We start from the raw sequence: 22971 nt of genomic DNA, 5'->3' as shown, positions 1-22971 counted from the left end.
TTCAACGACCGGAATTCCCGTCTTCTCCGCCCACGAAAGCGCCAAAAACCGATTCAATCGCGCCTCGGAATATGCGACAGTTTGTGGGCAGCGCCCGCTGCCCCGAACCGACCTGCAACCCTCGCTGCGCGCGGAGTCGCGACATGGCCGTTTCCATACGAAAATTCACCCTGATCTGGATCTGCCTGGGGTCCGCCGTCCTCATCGCCTTTTACATCCTGCTCAACAGCCTGTTGTTGACCCAGACCTTTTCCGGCTTTGCCTACGAAACCCTGGCCAACAACACCGTGCGCGTGGCCAATTTCCTGGATGAAGAGGTGCAAAAGCTCGACGACATCATCGTCGATTGGGCCGTCTGGGATGACAGCTACCAGTTCATGCAGAAAAAAGAGCCCGACTTCGTGCGCTCCAACCTCAACGACAGGACGCTTGGCTCCCTGGATTTGGCCTTCATCGCCTTCGTGGACAACGAAGGCCGGATCGCCTGGTCGGCCAGCCACAAAAAGGACGGAGGCTTTGCGCCCCAGCTCGACGAGGCCGTCCGGGATATCATCCTCCGTCAAACGACAATGCTGCGGCCCGACGACCAGGAGGGTCGTATACGCGGCATCGCCAGACTGCACGACACCTTCACCATCATCGCCAGCTGTCCCATTTCCGACAGCGAAGGCGAAGCGCCCAAGCTGGGGACCCTGGTCATGGGCCGCGCCCTGACCGAACCCATCATCGAAAAAATCGAGGAAAAGACCCGGCTGCGCTTCACCCTGGCCGACCATTTCGACAGCGCGCCCCTGGGCCGGCAGGTGCGCACGGAACATCTGCAAACCGAAGCCTCGGATCTGGCCGTTCACATCTACGACACCAACGAATCCACCTTGTCCGGCCACGTCAAGCTCAAGGACATCACCGGAGCGCAAGCGCTTGATCTGATCGTTTCCGGAGACAAGGAAATCCTCAAACTGGGGCAGAGCGCCTCGCTAAAGTCTTCCATCCTGCTCATCTGCGGCGGCATCGCGCTGATCGGTTGCATCCTGTTTCTCATCGAACGCAAAGTCCTGCGCCGCATATTAAGCATCAAGTCACAGATCACCGAGATCAACAAGACCATCAACGTCTTCGGCGCAAAAAAAGACATCACCATCTCCGGCAACGACGAGATCAGCGAGCTGGCCCGCTACATCAGCCTCTATATTTCCGAAATCACCAACTACAAACTCAATCTGGAGAACCTTGTCGAGGAACGCACCAGACGTTTGCAGGAAAAAAACGTCGAGAACGAGAAAATCCGCCAGAAGCTCGAAGAAGCCAAGGTCGTCGCGGAACAGGCCAACAAGACCAAGACGGATTTCCTGGCCAAGGTGACCCACGAAATCCGCACGCCCATGAACGCCATCAAGGGCATGAACGACTATCTTCTGAGCACATCCGTCACCGACGACCAGCGCGACTGCCTGACGGCCGTCAAGGAATCTTCCGACCACCTGTTGACCATCGTCAACGATCTGCTTGATCTGTCCAAAATCGAAGCCGGCAAGATCGTTCTGGAGAGCATCGACTTCAACCTGAGAAGCGTCATCGAATCCACCACCCGGCTCATGGCTCCCCTGGCCAACAAGAAAAACATCGAACTCGTCACGCACCTCGACGACGGCGCCGACGTCGTGGTCCGGGGCGATCCGGCCCGGCTGCGGCAAATCCTGCTCAACCTGACCAACAACGCGCTCAAATTCACCAAGCTCGGCGGCATTGCCGTCAACGCCACGACGATCAAGGACACGGCGGCCGGCGGCTACGAGGCGAGCATCACCGTCAGCGACACCGGCGTGGGCATCGAACACGCCCGCCTCGACACCATCTTCGAGCCCTTCACCCAGGGCGACAACTCGACCTCGCGCAAGTTCGGCGGCACCGGCCTGGGGTTGTCGGTCTGCAAGCAGCTCGTCAGCCTCATGCACGGCGAAATCACCGTGGCCAGCACGCCGGGCCAAGGCAGCAGCTTCACCGTGCGCCTGCCCCTGCCCCAAGGCGACTACAACGCCATTTACGCCAAACCCGACGCCGCCAAGACGCGGGAGGCCCCCCTCGACCGCCTGATGATCCTGGTCGTGGACGACAACCCCATGAACCTGCGCGTGGCCCAGAAGGTGTTTTCGCTGCTCAACCAGGAACCCATCCTGGCCCAGGGCGCTCAGGAAGCCTTGACATTTCTCAAGACCGCCCTGTTCGACATGGTCTTCCTGGACATCGAAATGCCGGAAATTAACGGCATCGAACTGTGCCGCCTGATCCGGGACGGCGTCGCCACGCCGCTCAACAAAGACGTCCCCATCACCGCCATGACGGCCTATTCCCTGGACACCATCCGGGATGAATGCCTGGCCTGCGGCATGGACGACTTCATCACCAAGCCACTGGATCCGCAGGTGCTCTATGAGAAGATTTTGCTGCTGCACCAAAACATGACCGGACTGTGCCGCTACGAACACGGCGCGTCGGGCCAGCCGGAAACGGACACGCCACAAGACGGCCAGGGCAACGCCCGGACGCTTAACAGCGAACTGGCCCTGCTCAAACTTGGCGGCGACGTCGAACTGTATCGGGAAGTCTGCGAGGGGTATCTCGAAAAATACAATGCGGAAAGGATCGACATCACCCTGGTGCAAGCGCGGCCCGAGGCGGAAACACTGGGCTTTGAAATCCACTCGCTCAAGGGGCTCGCCCAGCAGCTCGGGGCGGAAAAGCTCTGCGCCGTGGCAACGACCATGGAAAAGGCGCTCAAGAATCAGGAACCCTGCGAGGACGCCGCCTTTGTCCGCTTGCTGGACGCCGCCCGGGAAACCGAGCAGGCCGTCACGGACTATCTGGCGCGCGCACGGCCCAAGGCGGACTGACCGCGCCGACAGCGGCCGGCCGAGCCGACGTCTCGCCACGCCCCGCCCAAGCCGGGAGACCGGCTACCGCCCCAGGATGCTTTTGACGACGCCGGAGATTTTTTCGACGGAAAACGGCTTGACCACATAGGCCGTGGCGTTGTGCTGGCCGGCTTCCAGGATGCGGGCCGGATCGGCCTCGCTGCTGATGATGACCACGGGCAGGGCCTGCATGGCCGGTGTCTGGCGAATCCTGTCCAAAAGCGCCAGGCCGGACAGCCGGGGCATGCGCAGGTCGGCGAACACCAGCTCGAAGTCCTTCTCGCTTTCCAGCAGCTCCCAGGCCGCCTGCCCGTTGGCCACGGTGCGCACGTCCCGGCAGCCGATGCCGAGAAGAATCTTCTTCAGCACGTTTTGCATGACCGCGGAATCGTCCGCGACCAGAATTTTTCCGGCATTGCCCATGAAAGCGCCCTCTGCGGCTTCGCAGCCTTGGTGGAGAACGAACACTATACGACGAGGGAGCCGCCAGCGTCAAACGGCGCGGGACAGAGCGCGGACATGGCGCGCAGGCGAATAGGGACGCGGGCGCGGCCGAGCCGCAAAACCACGGCGGTCGGGCGACGGCCGGCCGCTTGCCAGGCCGGCATCGGGAGATTATACATTTGTATAACCCTTCAGGAGACCCGCCATGCACACCACCAATCTGCGCAAAGTCGGGGGATCGGTCATGCTGGCCGTGCCGCCGGCCATCCTCGAACTGCTGGCGTTGCAGGCCGGCTCCAGCGTCGGGCTGGCCGTGGCCGACGGCCGGCTGGTGATCGAGCCGATCCGGCCGCCGCGCTACACCCTGGACGAGCTGCTGGCCCAGTGCGACGCCTCGGCCGCCGTCAGCGACGAAGACCGGCAGTGGCTGGACGGCCGGCCGACCGGCAATGAGCTTTTGTAATGGAGCGCGGCGACATTTATCTCGTGTCCCTGGACCCGACGGCCGGCCATGAGCAGCAAGGCACGCGGCCGGTGCTGATCATCTCGCCCGGCGCGTTTAATCGCCTCACCGGCACGCCTGTCGTCTTGCCCATCACCACCGGCGGCAATTTCGCCCGCACGGCCGGCTTCGCCGTGTCCCTGGAAGGAGCCGGCACGCGGACCACCGGCGTGGTGCGCTGCGACCAGCCCCGCGCCCTGGATGTGGCGGCGCGCGGCGGCCGGAAGCTGGAGAGCGTGCCGCCGGGCGTCATGGCGGAGGTTTTGGGGAGGGTGGGGGTGATTGTGGGGTGAGGGGAGAGCAATCGATTAAAGAGTATAACCTCTTGACTCAGCAATAATACAAGGTTAAATATTATATCAATTTTTTCAAAACAATACCTCTATAACCTCTACATATCCCTTCACCGCCAGGAACGTTATGAACATTGACTCTCTTGAAGCTGATTATCGCGCAAACATAAGGCGAGCAGAAGAGCTTAAACAAAATACTCTAGATCAGCTTGTACGACTTTTTGAAAAACATGAGTTAACCCTTGGCGTTCCACTAGAAGGAAGAGTCAAATCATGGTCTTCAATTGTCGAAAAAATTGATCGAAAGAGCTTGGACATAGACAAAATAACCGACTTACACGATCTAGTCGGCATTAGAATCATCTTGCTTTTCATCAAAGACATTGCGACTGTCGACAACATCATTCGTAAGAATTTCAATATTAGCGGGACCGAAGACACCTCGGACAGGCTTGACGAATCTCAGTTTGGATACAAATCACAACACTACATAGTACAAATCCAAGAAGACTGGCTAAACGTTCCTACATGGAGAGACTTCAAAGGAATTAATATCGAGATACAGCTCAGAACTTTATCGCAACACATCTGGGCAACGTCATCTCATAAATTGCAATATAAAATTGAATCAAACGTTCCCAAGCAGCTTAGAAGATCTATCCACAGAATCTCTGCACTCCTCGAAATTGTCGACATGGAATTTGATAGAATCCTCATAGAGCGTGCCAAGTACAAGGAGTCCATACGCTCCGACTTAGATACATCTGAAATACTAAACGTCGACACACTTGCTAGGATATTAGACGAGTTGCTACCAAAAGGCAACAAAAGCGAATCAGAAAATTACTCAAAACTTCTTTCAAATCTAATGGAATTAAACGTTGACACACCTGAAAAACTAAAAAAACTTATCAAGGAAAACAACAAAGCAATCATTGAAAGTGAAGAAGAAAGGCTATCCTATGCAAGAAGCCACAACTATATCGGAACAAGTAAAGACAGAGTTAATAGAGGCGTTTTTTTTACTCACGTTGGCCTTGCTCGCGAAGCTCTGAGAGCCAAATTCGGAGACGCTGTCGTTACTGACATTTTGACCAAAGAACAATCTGACATCAAATAGCTGTCTAGGCATTTTGCCCCCCCCTTGACCTCCCCCCAAAAAATCACTAGACCCGCATATCAGGATATCTTGATATGCTCAAAAGCGACGCCACTCCCCTCCCCTGGTTCAAGGCCTTGGCCGACGAAACGCGTCTGCGCCTCGTCCGCGTGCTCTCGCGCCATGAACTGTCCGTGGGCGAAATCACCGCCGTCCTCGATATGGGGCAGTCCCGCGTGTCGCGACACCTCGCCATCCTTGTCGGCTGCGGGCTGCTTTGCAGCCGGCGCGAAGGGGCCTGGACCTTTTACAGCGCCGTGACCGCCGGCCCGGCCGCCGCGTTTCTCGGTTGCTTGGCCCCGTTTCTCGACGCCGCCGGCCACGACGCCGATCTGGCCGCCGTGGACGCCGTGCTGCGCGAGCGCCGGTTGGAAACGCGCCGCTTTTTCAACGACATCGCCGCCGATTGGGCTGCCCTTCGCCGCGAGGTGCTGGGCGATCTCGACCCCGCCGCCTTGGTGCGCGAGGTCATGCCCGACCGGATGGCCGCCGCCGCCGACCTGGGCTGCGGCCCGGGCGATCTGCTCCCGGTGCTGGCCGAACGCGCCGGGGCCGTCATCGGCGTGGACAGCTCGCCCTCCATGCTGGCCCTGGCCGAACGCCGCACCCACGGACTGCCGGTCAGCGTGCGCATGGGCGAACTGGAACACCTGCCCATGGCCGACGGCGAGGCCGCCTTTGCCGTCATCTGCCTGACCCTGCACCATCTGCCCGATCCGGCCGCCGCCCTGGCCGAGGCCCGGCGCGTGCTGGCCCCGGACGGACGGCTGGTGGTCATCGATTTCGCGCCCCACGAGGACGAAGCCATGCGCCGTCGCTTCGGCGACCGCTGGCTGGGCTTTTCCCGTGAAAAACTGGCCGAATGGCTGGACCGCGCCGGCTTTAGCCTGGCCGACTGGTCCGAACATCCCGTCAACAACGGGCTCGTCGCCGCCCGCGCCGTGGCGACGCCCCGCCAACCCGCTTAGACAAAGGAGCCGCCCATGAGCGTCAAACCCCTTGATCTCTCCCTGCCCTACATGGTCGCCGACATGGCCCAGGCCGATTGGGGCCGCAAGGAAATGCAGCTGTCCGAAAACGAGATGCCGGGCCTTATGGCCGTCATCGCCAAGTACGGCGACAAAAAGCCGCTCGCCGGCCTTCGCGTCACCGGCTCGCTGCACATGACCATCCAGACCGCCATGCTGATTAAGTGCCTCCACGCTCTGGGCGCGGACCTGCGCTGGGCCTCGTGCAACATCTACTCGACCCAGGACCACGCCGCCGCCGCCATCGCCGCCGACGGCCTGGCCGCCGTCTACGCCTGGAAGGGCGAGACCCTGGAAGACTACTGGTGGTGCACCGAGATGGCGCTGACCTGGCCCGACGGCACCGGCCCGGACCTCATCGTGGACGACGGCGGCGACGCGACGCTGTTTATTCACCACGGCGTCAAATGCGCCAAGGACGCCAAGGTCCTGAACGCCCCGACCGACAATAAGGAAATGGCCATCATCATGGACCGCATCAAGGCGGTTGTGGCCGCCGACGCCGGCCGGTTCGAGCGCATGGCCAAGAAGATTCGCGGCGTGTCCGAAGAGACCACCACCGGCGTGCATCGCCTCTATCAGATGATGCAGGCCGGCGAACTGCTGTTCCCGGCGATTAACGTCAACGACTCGGTCACCAAGTCGAAGTTCGACAACCTCTACGGCTGCCGCGAATCCCTGGCCGACGGCATCAAGCGGGCCACCGACGTCATGGTGGCCGGCAAGGTCGTGGTCGTGGCCGGCTACGGCGACGTGGGCAAGGGCTGCGCCCACTCCATGAAGGGCTTTGGCGCGCGCGTGTTGGTCACCGAGATCGACCCCATCTGCGCCTTGCAGGCGGCCATGGAAGGCTATGAAGTCACCACCATGGAAGACGCTTGCTCCCAGGGCGACATCTTCGTCACCGCCACCGGCTGCTGCGACGTCATCACCGGCGCGCACATGGAAAAGATGCGCGACGGGGCCATTGTCTGCAACATCGGCCATTTCGACTCCGAAATCGCCGTGGCCTACCTGGAGACCACCCCGCACTGCAAAAAGAACACGATCAAGCCCCTGGTCGACAAATGGACCATGGCTTCGGGCAATTCCATCCTCATGCTGGCCGAAGGGCGTCTGGTGAACCTCGGCTGCGCCACCGGCCACCCGAGCTTCGTCATGTCCAACTCCTTCACCAACCAGGCCCTGGCCCAGATCGAGCTGGCCACCAAGGACTACAAGATCGGCGTCTACACCCTGCCCAAGCTCCTCGACGAGGAAGTGGCCCGCCTGCACCTTGAGCGCCTCGGGGCCAAGCTCGAAACCCTGACCCCGGCCCAGGCCGCCTACCTCAACATCGACGCGGCCGGCCCCTACAAGCCCGACCACTACCGCTACTAGGCGACACGCTATCCTTTCCGAATAGGGATTGCCCTCCCGTTTCGGCCCGGGGCCGCCGCGACGCCCGTCGCGGCGGCCCCGATTTTTCGCAACGCGGGAAGCAAAAAACCGCAACAACCCTTGCGCGGGATAGGGTTTCATATTACCCACCGCCCATGCCGGTCCTGGACTTCCCCACTACCATCACGCTCTACTTCGTCACCAACCTCTGCATTGCCGTCATGCTTGCAGTGGCCTTTTCCGATTCCCGGGCCAAGGGAGCCTGGCTCTGGATTGCCGGCATGGCGGCGCAACTGACCGCAGGGCCGCTCTTCATGTTGCGAGGCCAAATTCCGAACATCGCCTCCATCCTGTTGGCCAATCTCCTCTTCACGGCCTCCTGGACCTGCTACCTCGCCTCCCTGGACGTTTTTTTCGGCAACCGGCGCAGCCGGTTGGCCTATGCCCTGCCGCTGCTTCTGGCCCTTTGCATCTTCACGGCCTGGATGGACGCCGCCCGGACCCGCACCATCTTCGCCAACGCCCTCTACACCGTGCAATGCCTCATGCTGGCCGGGGTGCTCCTGGCCCGGCGCAACCAGTACCGCCTGCGCGTCATCGTCATCTTCGCCCTGGGCTATGTCCTGGGAGCCGGAGCCTGCCTGCTGCGTGGCGCGGCTGCCTACTTAAGCGACAACCCCAGCGTCAACCCCTTTGCCTCGGGTCCCGTCCAAACCTATTCCCTGCTCATTTCCGCCCCCAGCCTCATCGCCTGCACCCTGGGCTTCGTGCTGCTGCATCGGGAACGCTCCGAAGCCGAAATCCGCCGCCTGGCCGACATCGACCACCTGACCGGCCTGGCCAACCGGCGCGGGTTCGAAGCCGCTTTCACCGACGCCCTGGCCCGGGCCGCCGCCCGAAACGACTGGACCAGCCTGGCGCTTATCGACCTCGACCATTTCAAGACCGTCAACGACCGCCTGGGCCATGCCGCCGGCGACGTGGTGCTGGTGGAGCTGGGCCGCATCCTCATCCGCGAGGTCGGAGCGTTCGGCTTCGTGGCCCGCATCGGCGGCGACGAATTCTGCGTCGTCATGGCCGGCACCCCCCCGGACCGCGCCGCCGGGCTGGCCGAAAACCTGCGCGCCGCCATCGCCTGCCACGACTGGGAAAGCTACGGCCTGCCCGAGCCGCTCACAGCCACCATCGGCGTCTCCAGCCGCCGGGGCAGCCTGGACGACTCCGGCGCGGACTTCCTGCGCCTGGCCGACATGGCCCTGCTCGCCGCCAAGGACGAGGCCCGCAACTGCGTGCGCCAGGCCGAAACCGCCATCGACTGCCCGCCCGGTTCCCGCGTCTCCTGAGCGTCCCGTCCGCCCGCGCCACGTTGACGGAGGGGGCTTTCTGGCCGATCACAAGTCGGCGAGGCAACAAGGAGCGAGATTCCCCATGCAACTTGTCACCGTGGCCGGCCCGCCGTCATCGGGCAAGACGTCCGTATTGCTCAAGCTCGCCGCCGTGCTGGGCCGCCAGGGCAAACGCCTGGGCGTGGTCAAGTTCGACTGCCTGACCGGCCGCGACAAGGACGTCTTCGACGCCGCCGGCATCCCCTGCGCCGCCGGCCAGTCCGGGGCGCTGTGCCCGGACCATTTTTTCGTGTGCAACGCATCCGATGCCCACGCCTGGGGCCTGTCCCGGGGCCTCGACGTCCTGGCCGTCGAAAGCGCCGGCCTGTGCAACCGCTGCGCCCCCCACGTCGAAGGAGCCCTGGCCGTGTGCGTCGTCGACAACCTCTCGGGCATCGACACCCCGGCCAAGATCGGCCCCATGCTGCGCCTGGCCGACGTGGTGGCCGTCACCAAGGGCGACGTGGTCTCCCAGGCCGAGCGCGAGGTCTTCGCCTTCCGCGTGCGCCGGGCCAATCCCCGGGCCACGGTGCTTTTCGTCAGCGGCCTGACCGGCCAGGGGGCCGAAGCCCTGGCCCACGTCGTCGCCGGCGCGCCGGCCACGCCGACCCTCGACGGGGCCAGCCTGCGCTTCACCATGCCCGCCGCCGTGTGCTCCTACTGCCTGGGCCAGCGCAAGATCGGCACCGACCACCAGATGGGCAACGTGCGCAAAATGGACTTTCCCCGGGAGCCGGCATGACCAGGAAGTACCCGACCTTTGCCGCCATCTGGGAGGCCCTGCCCCCGGCCCGGGATTTCTTCGCCGCCCAGGGCCTGCCCATGCCCGCCCCCGAAGCCGCCCCGGCCGACTACTTCGCCGCCCTGACCCCGGACGCCCTGGCCGAGGTCGGCACGGACGCCGCCACACTCTTCGCCCGGTTCGCGGATTTTCTCGCCGCCCTGCCGCGCCTTCGGGCCGACGCGCCGCGCGTCGCCTCCCTCACCGTGCGCGGCGGCACGGGCAAGGACGGCCGGCCCGAGCGCCTCGACCTGACCCTTGTCCCCGGCGATGTGGTTGCCCTGGTCGGTCCCACCGGCTCGGGCAAGAGCCGCTTTCTGGCCGACGTCGAATGGCTGGCCGACGGCGACACACCAACGGGCCGCCGGGTGCTCCTGGACGGCAAGACCGCCGACGCCGCCGGCCGGCTGGCCGCCTCGGGGCGGCTCGTTGCCCAGCTGTCCCAGAACATGCATTTCGTCATGGACCTGACCGTACGCGAATTTCTCATCGCCCACGCCGAAAGCCGGCTTCTGGCCGACGCTCCGGCCGCCGCCGAGGCGGTGGAGGGCCTCGCCAACGCGCTGGCCGGCGAGCCCTTCGGCCCGGACACGGCGCTCACCGCCCTTTCCGGCGGCCAGAGCCGGGCGCTCATGATCGCCGACGTGGCCCGGCTGTGCGCCTCGCCCATCGTGCTGGTGGATGAGATCGAAAACGCCGGCATCGACCGGCGAAAAGCCATTTCACTCCTTACCGGCAGCGGCAAGATCGTGCTCATGGCCACCCACGATCCGCTCCTGGCCCTGACCGCCGGCCGCCGGCTGGTCTTTGCCGCCGGAGCCGTGGCCGCCGTCATCGAAACCAGCCCCGAGGAACACGCGTCCCTGGCCGCCCTGGCCGAGGCCGACGCCAAACTCGCCGCCCTGCGCGACTCCCTGCGCCGGGGCGGTTCCCTGTGTTTTTCCCAGGAGAAATGACCATGCCCCAGCTTCCCGACCTCGCCCTGCCCGTGACCCGCTTCCTGGCCGCTCATCCCGCCGCCCGAGGCGTGCTGGCCGAACTGGGCATCACGGCCGCCACCGACGCCGAATTCCTGGCCAGCGCCGCGCCCTTTCTGTCCATGGCTTCGCTGCTGTCCGTCTCGGGCCTGTCCGCCCCGCTTTTCGCCGAGGCGCTCCACGCCGCCGCCGACCGGCCCGCGCCCGGCATGACGCCGCTATTTTGCGACGGCTGGAATCCGCTCTCCCCGGGCCTGCGCCTGTTTTTGAGCCTGCCCTGCCCGCTCAAGGCCCCCATGGGCATAGCGCTCGAAAACCTGCGCGAATCCCTGCCGCCAAGCGCCCCCTGGCCACGCATCTTCATGGACAGCTGCGGCAAGCACACCCTTAACGATCTGGCCTCGGAACTCACGCGCCCCGAAGAAGTGCCGGACATGATCGTGTCGGCCGGCCTAAACGGCTTTCTTTCCAAAAGCTTCCGCGACCGCTTCGCCGCTGGCGACCTGCTGGCCCGGCTGCCCCAGGACGTCAACCCGACCCTGGCCGAGGCCGGGCTGGCCGATCCGCGCGGCGTATGCCGCATCTACGCCGTCAATCCGCTGGTGATGGTGGCCGTGCCCTCGCGCCTGGGCAAGCTCCCCGTGCCGCGCTCCTTCGACGACCTGCTCAATCCGGCCTATGCCGGCAAGATCGGCCTGTGCGGCCCGCCCGAGACGGCCGGCGACTCCACCTTGCTGCTGCATATCCGCCTGCGCCACGGCCTGGACGCCCTGGCCGCCCTGGGACGGGCCATGGTCTGCGACACCCACCCTGCCCAGGTCTTCCGGCCGGCCCCTGGCACCGACGCGCCCCCCATCGCCGTCATGCCGGCCTTTTTCGCCAACGCCGCCCCGCGCCAAGGGGATGTGGAGATCATCTGGCCCGAGGACGGAGCCCTGGTGTCGCCGCTCTTCGTCATGGTCAAGGCCACGGCCAATAAAGCCGTCACGCCCCTGCTGGATCTGTTCCTGGGCCGGGAAGCGGCGGCCATCTGCGCCGGTGCGGCCCTGCCGCCGACGCTGCCCGCCACGGGAGGCGGCATGCCGGCCGGCAAACGCCTGCGGTTTATAGGCTGGGACGTGCTGGAAAGCCGCGACCTCGGACCGCTCATCGCCGAATCCGGCGCGGCCTTCGCCACGGCGTACTACGAGCGGCATCGGTAAGCGGGGGGGGAATGCCTCCGGCGGCCAGGAGAGGCGCTGCCTCTGCCTTACCCTCTCCGCCGGGGGCCTGAGGCCCCCGGACCCCCCAAATGGGTAAAGGGGGCTAGGGTGGAAATTGGCGTTCTGGGGGGCGGGGAATATCGTTGCTCAGGCGACCGCAGTCAGGGCGCGGACCCGGCACAGGCCAGGGCGGCCCGGCGACGCCTGGCCGCGCAGAGTTGACCAAGCGCCTGTGGGTCATGGAGAAACAGCGCTCCGGCCGGGCACACGGCCAGGCAGGCCGGACCGGCCGGCCGGCCGGCGCACAGGTCGCACTTGCCGGCAACCTTGCGCCCGGGCAGGGAGGCCAGCGGCAGCATGTCCATGGCCCCCACCGGACAGGCGGCCAGGCAGGCCTTGCAACCGGTGCAGGCGGCCGTATCGACGACCACGGCCCGGCCGTCGGAATACAGCGCCCCGGTAGGACAGGCGGCGGCGCAGGGCGCGGCCTCGCACTGGCGGCACTGGACGGGCACGGCCAGCCCACCGTCGCGCACCACGGTCAGGCGCGGGGCAAAGGCCGCGCCGGCCTCGGCCGCCCGGCCCGGGTCTTCCCCAGTGGCGGCGTGGGCCAGGGTGCAGGCGATCTCGCAGGCCCGGCAGCCGATGCAGCGCTCGGCGTCGGCCAAAACCATGGCGTGCATCAGTCGTGCCCCCCCTTGGCCGCCCCACCGTAGACCGTGTGCAGCAGCTCGTGGGAACGGTGGGACAACGGCCGCTCCAGAAAGGCGGCATAGAGTTCCGTGACGGCCGGGTTGGCGTGGGCGGCACGCACGGGCAGCGCCCGGTCGTGGTCGCAAAGCGCCTGCCGCCTGGCGGCCACGGCGGCGGCCACGTCCAGGCCGGGCAAGAGCTTGGGCGTGCCGCCGCCGGCCACGCAGCCGCCCGGGCAGCACATCACTTCCATGAACTGGAAATCGGCCGTGCCAGCGGCCACGGCTTCCAGCAGCGGCCCCACGTTGGCCAGCCCCGAAACCGTGACGGCGGCCAGCTTGCTCCCGGCCAGCTCGAACTCGGCCCGGGCGACGCCGGGACCGGCCGGGGAAAAGACGATGCCCGATTCCGGGCCGGCCGTTTCCCGCCCTTCCCCGCAAAGGGCCACGGCCGTGCGCAGGGCCGCTTCCATGACCCCGCCCGTGGCCCCGAAGATGACGCCGGCCCCGGAATAGCGGCCCAGGGGCGCGTCAAAGGGTTCGCCTGGCAGGGCGGCGAAGTCGATGCCGGCCTCCTTGAGCCAGGCGGCCAGCTCGGCCACGGTGACCACCGCGTCCACGTCGGGGAGGTCCGCCGGCCCCGAGCGCAGCTCCGGCCGGGCTGCCTCGTGCTTCTTGGCCGTGCAGGGCATGACCGAAACACTGGCCACGGCGGCCGGATCGAAACCATCCAACGAAGCGGCGTAGCTCTTGAAAAGCGCCCCGGCCATCTGTTGGGGCGACTTGCAGGACGACAGGTGGGGGGTCAATTCCGGCCAGGCCGTTTCCACATGGCGCACCCAGGCCGGGCAGCAGGAGGTGAAAAGCGGCAGCCGGCCGCCCTCGGCGATGCGGGCCAGCAGTTCGGCGCTTTCCTCCATCACCGTGACGTCGGCGGCAAAGGTGGTGTCGTAGACCACGGCAAAGCCCAGGCGGCGCAGGCCGGCGGCCAGTTTGCCCGGGGTAAGCGAGCCCGGAGCCAGCCCGAATTCCTCGGCCAGGGTCACCCGCACGGCCGGGGCGCACTGGACCATGGCCACCCGCGAGGGATCGGCGACCAAGGCCTTGGCCGCATCGAGATCGCACCGGGCATGGGCGGCGAAGACCGGGCCGGCCGCCTCGGACGCGCCGCGCTGCCGGCGGATGGCGGCCGGATCGTGGGCCGGCTCGTCAAAGGGCGCGGCAAAGGCGTAGCAGGCCTGCACGCACTGGCCGCACAGCACACAGCGCTCGGCGTCGATGGCCTGGGGCTGGCCTTGCGGCCCCGAGACGGCCCCCACAGGACACACCTCGGCGCAACGGCGGCAACCCGTGCACAGGTTCGGGTCAATGGCAATAACGGGGGCGATGCCGGGACGGGCGCTCATCTTCCTTCCTCCCGTGCCCCTGATGCGGCGGCGGCCATGGCCCGGGCGGCGGCCAAGAGCCGAACACGGCGCACCTCGCCCGGCACGACCAGGGACAGGGCCCCGACCGGACAGGCCCCCACGCAGGCCGGGCCGGCCGGCCGCTCCCGGCACAGGTCGCATTTGCTGGCCAGCCAGGCCGGTTCCTCGACAAAGCCGCCCGGCGCGGCCGGATCGGGCACGCGGCGCAGCACGGGCCGGCCGTGGTCCTGGACCTCGGCCAGGGCCATGGCCCCGACCGGGCACACGGCCAGGCAGGCCTTGCAGCCGATGCAGCGGGCGGGTTCGACCACCACCCCCGAGGCGTCGCAGCGCACAGCGGCGGTGGGGCACACGGCGGCGCAGGGCGCGGCCTCGCAGTGGCGGCAGGCCACCGGGGCCGCGGTTCCTCCCTCGCGCACGAGGTAGAGCCTGGGGACCGGGGGCCGCGTCATGCTGCCCACGGTGGCCCCGGCCGCCATATGGGCGGCGGCGCAAGCCAATTCACAAGCCCGGCAGCCAATGCAGGCCCCAGGCGTCACACTCACAAAAGGTCGTAATCCCATACTATTCACATCCAACCTCGCTTACCCCCTTCCCCCTTTCGGGGGGTCCGGGGGGATCATCCCCCCGGCCGCCGGAGGCATCTTCTCTCCCCGCAATAGCCACCGCGCAAGCCTTGAACGACGGCGTGCCGGCCACGGGGTCGGCCTCGGCCGTGGTCAGGGCGTTGGCCGGGGATTCGGTGAAATGGAAGGTCATGAAGACCAGGCCGGGCGGCACGCGGCGGGTGACGCGCGCCCGGGCCGTGGCCTCGCCCCGGCGCGAACGCAGGCGCATGAGGCCGCCGTCCGCGATGCCGTAGCGAGTGGCGTCGTCGGGGTGCACCTCGGCCAGTTCCTCGGGGGCCGCGCCGGCCAGGCCGAAGCAGCGCCGGGTCATGGTGGCGGTATGGTAGTGGGGCGACACCCGGCCGGTGGACAGGGTCAATGGATAGGCGTCATCCGGCGGCTCGGCCCGGGAGCGCGCCGTCAGCGGCACGAACCGGCCCAGGCCCCGGGCAAAGCGGCCCACGTGGAGGATGGGCGTGCCGGGATGGGTTTCGTCCGGGCAGGGCCATTGCAGGCCGCCGCGTTCCAGCCGGGCGTAGGTCATGCCGGCGTGGCTGGGGGTCAGCCGGCGCATCTCGTCAAAGACGGCCTCGGCGTCGGCGTAGCGTTCGGGCCGGCCCAGCCGGGCCAGCAGCTCGGCCAGGATCATCCAGTCCGGGCGGCTGCGGCCGATGGGAGCCACGGCCCGGCGCACCCGCTGCACCCGGCGTTCGGTGTTGGTGAACGTGCCGTCCTTTTCGGCGAAGCTCGCCCCGGGCAGCACCACGTCGGCCAGCTCGGCCGTTTCGGTCAAGAAGATGTCCTGGACCACCAGAAAATCCAGCGCCTTCAGGCAATGGGCCACATGGGCCACGTCCGGGTCGCTGCGCATGGGATTTTCGCCAAAGACGTAGATGGCGCGAAGCGTGCCGTGGTGGGCGGCGTCGAGCATTTTGGGGATGGTCATCCCGGACTCGGCCGGCAGCCGCACGCCCCAGGCGGCCTCGAAGGCGGCCCGGGCCGTCGCGTCGCCGACAGGCCTATAGCCGGTCAGGACGTTTGGCAGCGCGCCCATGTCGCAGGAGCCTTGGACGTTGTTTTGCCCGCGCAGCGGGTTCACCCCGGTCTTGGGCCGGCCCAGGTTGCCGGTGGCCAGGGCCAGGTTGGACACGGCCAGGACGTTGTCCGTGCCGGTGACGTGCTGGGTGACGCCCATGGTGTAGTAGAAGGCGGCGTTGGCGGCCTTGCCCAAAAGGCGCGCGGCCCGGCGGATGGCCTCGGCCGGCACGCCGCAGACCCCGGCCGCGTCCTCGGGAGCAAAGGCGGCTAGGCCCTGGTGGAAGGCCTCGAAGCCCTCGGTGCGGGCGGCAATGAAGTCTTCGTCAGCCAAACCTTCGTCCACGATCACCCGGGCCATGGCCGACAGCAGCGTCACGTCCGTGCCCGGGGTCAAGCGCAGCCAGACGTCGGCCCGTGTGGCCAGATCGATCTCGCGCGGGTCGATGACCACGAGTGCCGCCCCCCGGCGCTTGGCTTCGAGCATGGAAAGTCCCATGACCGGATGGCATTCGGTGGTGTTGGAGCCGATGACGCACAAGGCGTCGCCCGGCCCCATGGCGGCGATTTCGCCGATAGCGTTGGTCATGGAGCCGCTGCCCAGGGTGGTGGCCAGACCGGCCACGGTGGGGGCGTGTCAGAGCCGGGCGCAGTGGTCGATGTTGTTGCTGCCAAGCCCGGCCCGGAACAGCTTCTGGAAGAGGTAATTTTCCTCGTTGGTGCAGCGCGCGCTGCTAAAGCCGCCCACGGCCGACGGGCCGCCGGCCGCGGCGGCCTCGGCCAGCCGGCCGGCGACCAGGGCCAGGGCGTCGTCCCAGGAGGCAGGGAGCAGCCGGCCGCGCGAGCGAATGAGCGGCGCGCGCAGCCGGTCGGGATGGGTGATGAAATCGAAGCCGAAACGGCCCTTGGCGCACAGCGCCGGGCCGTTGACCGAGGGCGACGGGCCGGGTTCGGCCCGAACGACGCGGCCGTCCTCGACACAAAGCGTCAGGGAGCAGCCGACGCCGCAGTAGGGACAAATAGTGGGGATGTGTTGCATGGGCGTGCCTTGAGGCACAGGCCATGCCAGGACATGGCGGTTACGGCAAGGCCCTATCCGCCGCGCCAATCCGGGCCGGGGTGGCCTCCAGGGGGGCGACACGCCGCCGTGCTCTCGCGTGTATTGCGTGCAAGGGCACGACTTTGCCGGCTGTTTCCGAGCGCCAGACCGCCTCGAGGGCCAGGATCAGGCAGCCCGCCAGACACAGCACGTCAGCCGCCAGGAATACCGGCAGGGGAATGCGCGGCAGGGCGTGATGGCCGGCCAAGACGCGCCCGGCCTCGGCCAGCCCGGCCGCGCCCGTTTCCTGAAACGGCAGCACGCCGTAGGTGCCGTCGAGAAAGGCGACGCTAAACACCCCGACCAGCAGCAGCAGCGCCAGGCTTCCCGCCCGCCGGCCGCACAGGGCCGGCCCGGCGAGCAGTGCGGCCAAGGTCACGGGCAGGGCCAACATGCCGTACCAGCCGCCGGTGGTGGGCACGCCCCAGCGGGCGGCCGAATGCACGGCGTGGTAGCCCAGGGCGGCCACGGTGAACACCCACAAAAGCCCCAGGCAGACCGCGCCGCCGCCGAGCCGTCCGGCCTCGCGCCGTGCCCTGGACCGGACCAGGGCCACGGCCAGGGCGGCGGCGCAAAACGTCACGGCCAACTTGAAGGCGCTGCTCATCCAGTCCGGCGAACGCAGGTTGGACCAGCCGGCCACGTGGGGGATGGCATTGTACAGCACGGGGTTGCGAAAGACGCCGTAGCCCAGCTTGGCCGCCGCCGCGAGGTAACGGGCCGGGCCGAAGCCTTGTTTGGTGTTTAGCACCGCCTCCTGCATGGCCGTGGGCTGGCCGTACCTGGCAAAATTGACGGCATGATGCCAGCCGGCCACGGCGAGGTAGCCGGCGGCCAGGGCGGCGGCGCACACCAGCGCCGCCCGGCGGCTTCCGGGACGGCGGCCCTGCCAGAGGACGGACAAACCCAGAGCCGGAACCAGGGCCAGGGTGGTGGATTTGGCCAGCACAGCCAGCCCGACAACTCCGCCAAGCAGGGCGTAGCGCCATAACCAGCCGGGCGCGGCCAGCGGACGCGGCGCGATATGCAGCAGGTACAGGGCCAGGGCGGACGTGCCGAGGAAAAGGGCCAACGCGTCATTGGAAAACCGGACAAAGTTATAAAAGACGTAGGAAAAGTTGGCCATCAGCAGGACAACGCCGTCGGACAGCCAGGACAGCCGGCCGTCGCGGGGGAATACGCGGCGCAGGAGGCGATGCCACAGGACAAGCGTGGGCAACAGCAGCAGCCCGTTTATCAGGCGCACGCCGTCGGCCCAGGCCAGCAGGCTTGCCGGGTCGGAGCCGGACAAAAACGGCGCGGCCAGAAAATAGAGCAGCGGCCCGTGCTGGGCCTGGTAGCAAAACATGTCGTAACGCTTGGCCGGCTCCAGGGAACAGGCCGGATCGCTGCCGGGGTAGGACTTGGCGGCAATGCCGCGCAACATGGACAGCGACGTGGTCGGGTGGGGATGGGCCGTGATGAAGGGCACGAGCTCGCGCGGCATGGGCGTTCGGGGCGTGGGCATCGCCCCGGTCTTGTGGACGTGGTAGGCCACGGCCAGATGCGGCAACTCGTCCCAGCCGTTAAAGGGCAGCTGGATCTGGGCCACGGCAACCACGCGCACGGCGGCCAGCGCCAGGACCAAGGGGAGCAGCCATCTTCGGGGCCGGGGCAACTCGGACAACCAGGAGACGAAACGCGTACGCCACATAGCCTATCCCGACCGGGGCGGCGTGCCAGGCGCGACGCCTGGCCTCCCGTCCGCGAGGCGACCGGTCCGGGTACGCGCCGCCGTGCGACGCCCGACCCGCCGCATAGACGCCGGCTCCCACAATCCGGTTACGCGAGTTCAAAGCCGCGCCAGGCGCGGCTTACCCGATCCGTACGGCTCATCAAACGCCGCCCGGCGGCGACGCCGCGCCCTCAAAAAAGGCTCCACACGACGAATCGGTGACGCCGACCTCCCTTTCCTGCCCGCGTCGTCACGAAAACGCCGCAAAGCCTTCACCCGACCGCGCCCATCGCCACGTAGCAGTGGCGGCAATTCCAGTCAGCCCTGGACAACCCCCCGCCTCCGAGACGTACCATGAGCCTCAAATACAAACTTATCCTTTTTTGTCTGGCCATCAGCATCCTGCCCCTGGCCGTCACGGCCGTGGTCAGCATGCGCCAGGCCGGCGGCATCCTCGGCGAACAAGCTTTCGCCGGCCTGGAAGCCGCCCGGGACAGCCGCAAGCAGGCCCTGGAGGCGGCGGCCGCCACCTGGCTGCGCGAGGCCGCCATCCTGGCCAAGGTCAAGGAAGTGTATAACGGCGTGGGCATGTTGCGGGACTATTTCATGCTCGGCAAACCCGGCGCGCGGGTGGAGACGGCCACCGACGAATACAAGGATCTGCGCGACTACGTGGCCCCGCCCTTTGCCCCCTTCACCGAGGTGCTCGGGTTCGAGGACGCCCTGGTGGTGGCCGACGACGGCCGGGTCTATTTCGGCGCCAAGGGCGGCCAGGAGGTCGGCGAGGACCTCAAGGCCGGACCGCTCAAGGATTCGAGCCTGGCCGCCGCCTGGAAAGGGGCCATGGCCGGCAAGATCACTTTTGCCGATTTCGCGCCCTACGCCCCCCTGGGCGGCGAACCGGCCGCGTTCGTGGCCGCGCCCATCAAAAACCACGTCGGCACCATGATCGAGGCCGCCGCCGTGCTGCGTGTGCCGCGTGCCGAGCTGGCCCGCATCATGGGCCAGGGCGAGGCGGCCGGCATGGCCCGGGAGTTCGTGCTGGTGGGGGCCGACGGCGGCGTGCGCGTGGCCTCGACCCAAGGGATTTCCGCCATATCCGGCGTGTCCGCCGAAACCGCCCAAAAGGCCCTGGCCGGCCAGACCGGCGACGCCACCGGCCCGGGCGAGGGCGGCCAGGAGACCCTGGCCGCTTATGCGCCGGTGGTCTTTGGCGAAACGCCCTTTGCCCTGGTGGCCCGCACCCCGGCCGACGAGGCCTTTGCCGCCGCCCGGGGCCTGCGCCATGTCTCCCTGGCCGTGGCCGGGGTGACGGCCGGGTTGGTGCTCCTGGCCGTGACGCTGTTTTTACGCAAGGAAATCCTCAAGCCCCTGGCTGGTATCCTCGACTATCTGGCCGCCGTCACCCACGGCGACTTCGCGGCCGCGCCACCGGCGACCCTTCGCGGCGAAATGGAGCGCCTGCGCCAGGGCTTGCTGGCCATGGTGGCGGAGATCAAAAACAAGCTCGGCTTTTCCTCCAGCATCCTCAAAGCCATCACCCTGCCCTGCCTGGTCGCCGACATTGACGGTCGGGTGACCTTCGTCAACCCGGCCCTGCTCCACCTGCTCGGGCGCGGCGACGACTACAAGGCCGTGCTCGGCCGGCCGGCCGCCGAGGTCCTGGGCCGCAACCCGGAGCTGACCAGCCAACTCACGGGCTGCCTCACCGACCGGGCCTGCCGGCTGGGGGTCGAGACCCTGCTGTCCGACGGCACGGACGACCTGCGCCATGTGCGCGTGGACACCGCGCCGCTGTACGACCTCGACGAGGGCCTCATCGGGGCCTTTGCCCTGGTGGTGGACCTGACCGACGTCAAATCCACCGAGGCGCTCGTGGTCAGCCGCAACGAAACCCTGCGCCGGGCCGCCCTCCAGGCCGAGGACATCGCCCGCCACGTGGCCTCCCGGGCCGAGGCCCTGTCCGGCCGGGTGGTGGCCGTGTCCGACGGGGCCATGACCCAGACCGCCCAGCTCCAGGAGACCGTCGGGGCCATCGCCGGGCTCAACCAGGCCCTGGACGCCGTGGCCGCCGGAGCCGACGGCGCGGCCGGCGGGGCCGAGGCGGCCATGGGCCAGGCCAAGGCCGGCCGCGAGGCCGTGGAACAGACCGCCCGGGCCATCAGCCAGGTGCGCGAGCTGTCCGGCGAGCTGCGGGCCAGCATGGACGCCCTGGGCGACCGGGCCGCCTCCATCGGCGGCATCATTTCCGTCATCTCCGACATCGCCGACCAGACCAACCTGTTGGCCTTAAACGCCGCCATCGAGGCGGCCCGGGCCGGCGAGGCCGGGCGCGGCTTTGCCGTGGTGGCCGACGAGGTCCGCAAGCTGGCCGAAAAAACCATGCTGGCCACCCGCGAGGTTTCCAGCTCGGTCCATGCCGTGCTGGCCGCCGTGGACGACAGCGCGGCCAAGGCGGCCGGCGCGGCCGCGGCCGTGGCCCAGGCCGACGGGCTGGTGGCCGGCTCGGGCCGCACCCTGGCCGCCATTGTGGAAAGCTGCGAGGACGCCGCCCGGGCCGTGCGCGAGATCGCCGCCTCGGCCAAGACCCAGGCCACGGCCCACGACGAGATCAACCGGGCCGTCTACTCCATCGGCGAGGTGGCCGAGGAAACCGCCCGGGACATGGACGAGGCGGCCGGGGCCGTTTCCGACCTGGCCGGCCAGGCCGGCGACCTCATGCGCCTTATCGAGGAGATGCGCGGCTAAGGCCGCGTCCGTAAAAGCCTCTCCCAGGGGCCGGGCCCATCCCAACACCGCCGATTGGTGCAAAACGACGCCACAGCGTATTTCACGGGCGCGGCGAGCCGGCTCGCGCGCCCTTTTCCCGACGCCGGCTTGATTTCCGCGAGGGATGCGGCTACCTCAAGCCCCGACCGGACGCATCGGCCGGTCCCATCCACTCGTTTGCCGCGCGGGAGAACCATGCGCTTCACCAAAGCCCTGCTCATCAGCCATATCACCGATCTGGCCGGCCCTTCGGAAGCCCTGGAGAACTACCTCAAGGCCCGAAGCGACGTTTTGGGGATCATCTACCACCCCTTCCACTACTGCTCGGACCGCCGCTCCATCGCCCGAAAATACGCCGGCGGCCGACTCGTCTCGGAAAAAAAGCGTTGCGGCGCGGCCTTGCCGGGGCTGGTCACCTATTTCAAGGACGCCTTTTTCTCGGTCTTTTTCTTCCTCGGCTTTTTTTCGCGCTTCGAGACCTGCGTGGCCTGCGACCCCTTAAACGGGGTGGTGGCCATGGTGCTCAAGCGCCTGGGACTCATCCGGCGGGTGGTCTACTACACCATCGACTGGATGCCTGAGCGCTTCGCCAGCAAGATTCTCAATAAGCTCTACCACGCCCTGGACCGCTTTTGCCTGGACAACTGCGACGCGGCCTGGAACATCTCGCCGCGCATCGTGGAGATTCGCCGGGAGCAAGGGCTGCCCGACGACCGCAACGTGCTGGTGCCCGTGGGCGTGGATCTTGAAAAGATCGACCTGCCCGACAAGTCGGCCAAGACCCCGCGCGACGTCGTGCTGCTGGGAGCGCTGAGCCCGTCCAAGGGCGTGGATCTGGTCATCGAGGCCTGGCCGGCCCTGACCCAGCGCTTCCCGGGACTGACGCTGCACGTCATCGGCAAGACGCCCAACAACGCCATCGAGGACGGCGTGGTCTACGCGCCCTACGAGCCGCGCCTGACCGCCCTTGGAGAGAGCGTGGTCCTGCACGGCGTCATGAACCACGACAAGGTGCTGGAAACCCTGCCGGCCTTCGACATCAGCCTCGCGCTCTACCGCCCCACGGACAACAACCTGTCGCGCTGGGCCGATCCCAGCCGGGTCAAGGACTATCTGGCCTGCGGCCTGCCGGTGGTCATCACCGACGTGCCGGAAATCGCCAAGGACGTGGACGCCCTCGCGGCCGGGGTGGTCGCGCCCTACACCGTGGACGGGGTGGCTACGGCCATCGCCGCCATGGTCGAGGCCCCGGAGCGCTGGCGGGCCATGCGTGAGGCGGCCGTGGCCTACATGCAGCGCTACCGCTGGTCGGCCATCTTCGACGCCTCCTTCGAGGCGGCCCTGGCCCCGCCGGTCCGCTAGTGTCGCGTCCGCGAAAGCACATATGGCGCCCTGTAGTCAACGTACTAAAACCATTAATTTTTATTAAAAAATACTATCGTATTTTTTAAGGGACGCGACACGAGCGGGTCGCGGCCTCGACAAGGGCATTCTCGGGCCAGGCCGGGCGGCGCGGCCTGCGTCCGAAAAATCGCCGCCACGTGAAGACCAGCCCCCGGGCAAC

At 67.0% G+C, this 22971-nt stretch carries 18 protein-coding genes; 12 read left to right on the top strand and 6 right to left on the bottom strand.

Annotation, left to right across the window (positions count from 1 at the left end):
• The first annotated feature begins 143 nt into the window (after positions 1 to 143).
• A complete protein-coding gene (locus C3Y92_RS01440; protein WP_235669571.1) occupies positions 144 to 2891 on the top strand; it encodes a CHASE4 domain-containing protein in 2748 nt (915 codons plus the stop codon).
• Positions 2892 to 2954: 63 nt separating this feature from the next.
• Here the strand turns inward: C3Y92_RS01440 and C3Y92_RS01435 are convergent, their stop codons facing one another.
• The gene (locus tag C3Y92_RS01435; RefSeq protein WP_129348799.1) at positions 2955 to 3335 is read right to left on the bottom strand and encodes a response regulator; all 381 of its coding nucleotides are present in this window, start codon (positions 3333 to 3335) and stop codon (positions 2955 to 2957) included.
• Between the two features lie 226 nt (positions 3336 to 3561).
• Here C3Y92_RS01435 and C3Y92_RS01430 point away from each other — a divergent pair, with 226 nt between their 5' ends.
• From C3Y92_RS01430 to C3Y92_RS01390, 9 genes are all read left to right on the top strand, one after another.
• Positions 3562 to 3819 carry an AbrB/MazE/SpoVT family DNA-binding domain-containing protein gene (locus C3Y92_RS01430; protein WP_129348797.1) on the top strand — a complete coding sequence of 86 codons (258 nt, stop codon included), beginning with the start codon at positions 3562 to 3564 and terminating at the stop codon, positions 3817 to 3819.
• Positions 3819 to 4151, top strand: a complete 333-nt coding sequence (locus C3Y92_RS01425) for a type II toxin-antitoxin system PemK/MazF family toxin (RefSeq protein ID WP_129348795.1) — start codon at positions 3819 to 3821, stop codon at positions 4149 to 4151. Before C3Y92_RS01430 ends, C3Y92_RS01425 begins: the two co-directional genes overlap by 1 nt.
• Positions 4152 to 4278: 127 nt before the next feature.
• On the top strand, positions 4279 to 5271 hold the full coding sequence (locus C3Y92_RS01420) for a GTP pyrophosphokinase (RefSeq protein ID WP_129348793.1): 993 nt from the start codon (positions 4279 to 4281) through the stop codon (positions 5269 to 5271).
• A 74-nt stretch (positions 5272 to 5345) separates the two neighbouring features.
• Positions 5346 to 6278: an ArsR/SmtB family transcription factor gene (locus C3Y92_RS01415; RefSeq protein ID WP_129348791.1), complete on the top strand. Its 933-nt coding sequence runs from the start codon at positions 5346 to 5348 to the stop codon at positions 6276 to 6278.
• Between the two features lie 15 nt (positions 6279 to 6293).
• Entirely contained in the window at positions 6294 to 7718 is a 1425-nt protein-coding gene (gene ahcY, locus C3Y92_RS01410; RefSeq protein ID WP_129348789.1) for an adenosylhomocysteinase, read from the top strand.
• Positions 7719 to 7873: 155 nt separating this feature from the next.
• A complete protein-coding gene (locus tag C3Y92_RS01405; RefSeq protein WP_129348787.1) occupies positions 7874 to 9061 on the top strand; it encodes a GGDEF domain-containing protein in 1188 nt (395 codons plus the stop codon).
• 85 nt (positions 9062 to 9146) lie between these two features.
• Positions 9147 to 9845: a GTP-binding protein gene (locus C3Y92_RS01400; protein WP_129348785.1), complete on the top strand. Its 699-nt coding sequence runs from the start codon at positions 9147 to 9149 to the stop codon at positions 9843 to 9845.
• The gene (locus C3Y92_RS01395) at positions 9842 to 10840 is read left to right on the top strand and encodes an ATP-binding cassette domain-containing protein (protein ID WP_129348783.1); all 999 of its coding nucleotides are present in this window, start codon (positions 9842 to 9844) and stop codon (positions 10838 to 10840) included. The genes C3Y92_RS01400 and C3Y92_RS01395 overlap by 4 nt, the downstream gene beginning before the upstream one ends.
• Positions 10841 to 10842: 2 nt before the next feature.
• Positions 10843 to 12063 carry an ABC transporter substrate-binding protein gene (locus tag C3Y92_RS01390; RefSeq protein WP_129348781.1) on the top strand — a complete coding sequence of 407 codons (1221 nt, stop codon included), beginning with the start codon at positions 10843 to 10845 and terminating at the stop codon, positions 12061 to 12063.
• A gap of 161 nt (positions 12064 to 12224) precedes the next feature.
• Here the strand turns inward: C3Y92_RS01390 and C3Y92_RS01385 are convergent, their stop codons facing one another.
• From C3Y92_RS01385 to C3Y92_RS01365, 5 genes are read right to left on the bottom strand one after another with little or no spacing between them, the layout of a single operon-like run.
• Positions 12225 to 12746, bottom strand: coding sequence for a 4Fe-4S dicluster domain-containing protein (locus tag C3Y92_RS01385; protein WP_129348779.1), 522 nt, complete (start codon positions 12744 to 12746; stop codon positions 12225 to 12227).
• Positions 12746 to 14161, bottom strand: a complete 1416-nt coding sequence (locus C3Y92_RS01380) for a [Fe-Fe] hydrogenase large subunit C-terminal domain-containing protein (RefSeq protein ID WP_129348777.1) — start codon at positions 14159 to 14161, stop codon at positions 12746 to 12748. Before C3Y92_RS01380 ends, C3Y92_RS01385 begins: the two co-directional genes overlap by 1 nt.
• A complete protein-coding gene (locus C3Y92_RS01375; RefSeq protein WP_235669570.1) occupies positions 14158 to 14727 on the bottom strand; it encodes a 4Fe-4S dicluster domain-containing protein in 570 nt (189 codons plus the stop codon). Before C3Y92_RS01375 ends, C3Y92_RS01380 begins: the two co-directional genes overlap by 4 nt.
• Before the next feature lie 19 nt (positions 14728 to 14746).
• Positions 14747 to 16864, bottom strand: coding sequence for a formate dehydrogenase subunit alpha (gene fdhF / locus C3Y92_RS01370; RefSeq protein ID WP_129348773.1), 2118 nt, complete (start codon positions 16862 to 16864; stop codon positions 14747 to 14749).
• 40 nt (positions 16865 to 16904) lie between these two features.
• The gene (locus C3Y92_RS01365) at positions 16905 to 18617 is read right to left on the bottom strand and encodes a hypothetical protein (RefSeq protein ID WP_129348771.1); all 1713 of its coding nucleotides are present in this window, start codon (positions 18615 to 18617) and stop codon (positions 16905 to 16907) included.
• 375 nt (positions 18618 to 18992) lie between these two features.
• Here C3Y92_RS01365 and C3Y92_RS01360 point away from each other — a divergent pair, with 375 nt between their 5' ends.
• Both C3Y92_RS01360 and C3Y92_RS01355 read left to right on the top strand, forming a co-directional pair.
• Entirely contained in the window at positions 18993 to 21386 is a 2394-nt protein-coding gene (locus C3Y92_RS01360; RefSeq protein ID WP_129348769.1) for a methyl-accepting chemotaxis protein, read from the top strand.
• Positions 21387 to 21602: 216 nt separating this feature from the next.
• Positions 21603 to 22769 (top strand): glycosyltransferase, encoded by a 1167-nt coding sequence (locus tag C3Y92_RS01355; RefSeq protein ID WP_129348767.1) that lies wholly within the window; start codon positions 21603 to 21605, stop codon positions 22767 to 22769.
• The last annotated feature ends 202 nt before the right edge of the window (positions 22770 to 22971 follow it).

Source organism: Solidesulfovibrio carbinolicus (genome assembly GCF_004135975.1).
Lineage (GTDB): Bacteria > Desulfobacterota > Desulfovibrionia > Desulfovibrionales > Desulfovibrionaceae > Solidesulfovibrio > Solidesulfovibrio carbinolicus.
Note: the sequence above shows the minus strand (reverse complement) of the source record. Positions and strands in the feature narration are given on the sequence as shown.

Bases quoted from the DNA above. Each gene is read 5' to 3' on its own strand.
- C3Y92_RS01355 (WP_129348767.1), top strand. From the start codon at position 21,603: ATGCGCTTCACCAAAGCCCTGCTCATCAGCCATATCACCGATCTGGCC.
- C3Y92_RS01435 (WP_129348799.1), bottom strand. From the start codon at position 3,335: ATGGGCAATGCCGGAAAAATTCTGGTCGCGGACGATTCCGCGGTCATG.
- C3Y92_RS01385 (WP_129348779.1), bottom strand. From the start codon at position 12,746: ATGCACGCCATGGTTTTGGCCGACGCCGAGCGCTGCATCGGCTGCCGG.
- C3Y92_RS01400 (WP_129348785.1), top strand. From the start codon at position 9,147: ATGCAACTTGTCACCGTGGCCGGCCCGCCGTCATCGGGCAAGACGTCC.
- ahcY (WP_129348789.1), top strand. From the start codon at position 6,294: ATGAGCGTCAAACCCCTTGATCTCTCCCTGCCCTACATGGTCGCCGAC.
- C3Y92_RS01425 (WP_129348795.1), top strand. From the start codon at position 3,819: ATGGAGCGCGGCGACATTTATCTCGTGTCCCTGGACCCGACGGCCGGC.
- C3Y92_RS01365 (WP_129348771.1), bottom strand. From the start codon at position 18,617: ATGTGGCGTACGCGTTTCGTCTCCTGGTTGTCCGAGTTGCCCCGGCCC.
- C3Y92_RS01380 (WP_129348777.1), bottom strand. From the start codon at position 14,161: ATGAGCGCCCGTCCCGGCATCGCCCCCGTTATTGCCATTGACCCGAAC.
- C3Y92_RS01430 (WP_129348797.1), top strand. From the start codon at position 3,562: ATGCACACCACCAATCTGCGCAAAGTCGGGGGATCGGTCATGCTGGCC.
- C3Y92_RS01405 (WP_129348787.1), top strand. From the start codon at position 7,874: ATGCCGGTCCTGGACTTCCCCACTACCATCACGCTCTACTTCGTCACC.
- C3Y92_RS01360 (WP_129348769.1), top strand. From the start codon at position 18,993: ATGAGCCTCAAATACAAACTTATCCTTTTTTGTCTGGCCATCAGCATC.
- C3Y92_RS01395 (WP_129348783.1), top strand. From the start codon at position 9,842: ATGACCAGGAAGTACCCGACCTTTGCCGCCATCTGGGAGGCCCTGCCC.
- C3Y92_RS01390 (WP_129348781.1), top strand. From the start codon at position 10,843: ATGCCCCAGCTTCCCGACCTCGCCCTGCCCGTGACCCGCTTCCTGGCC.
- C3Y92_RS01440 (WP_235669571.1), top strand. From the start codon at position 144: ATGGCCGTTTCCATACGAAAATTCACCCTGATCTGGATCTGCCTGGGG.
- C3Y92_RS01415 (WP_129348791.1), top strand. From the start codon at position 5,346: ATGCTCAAAAGCGACGCCACTCCCCTCCCCTGGTTCAAGGCCTTGGCC.
- C3Y92_RS01420 (WP_129348793.1), top strand. From the start codon at position 4,279: ATGAACATTGACTCTCTTGAAGCTGATTATCGCGCAAACATAAGGCGA.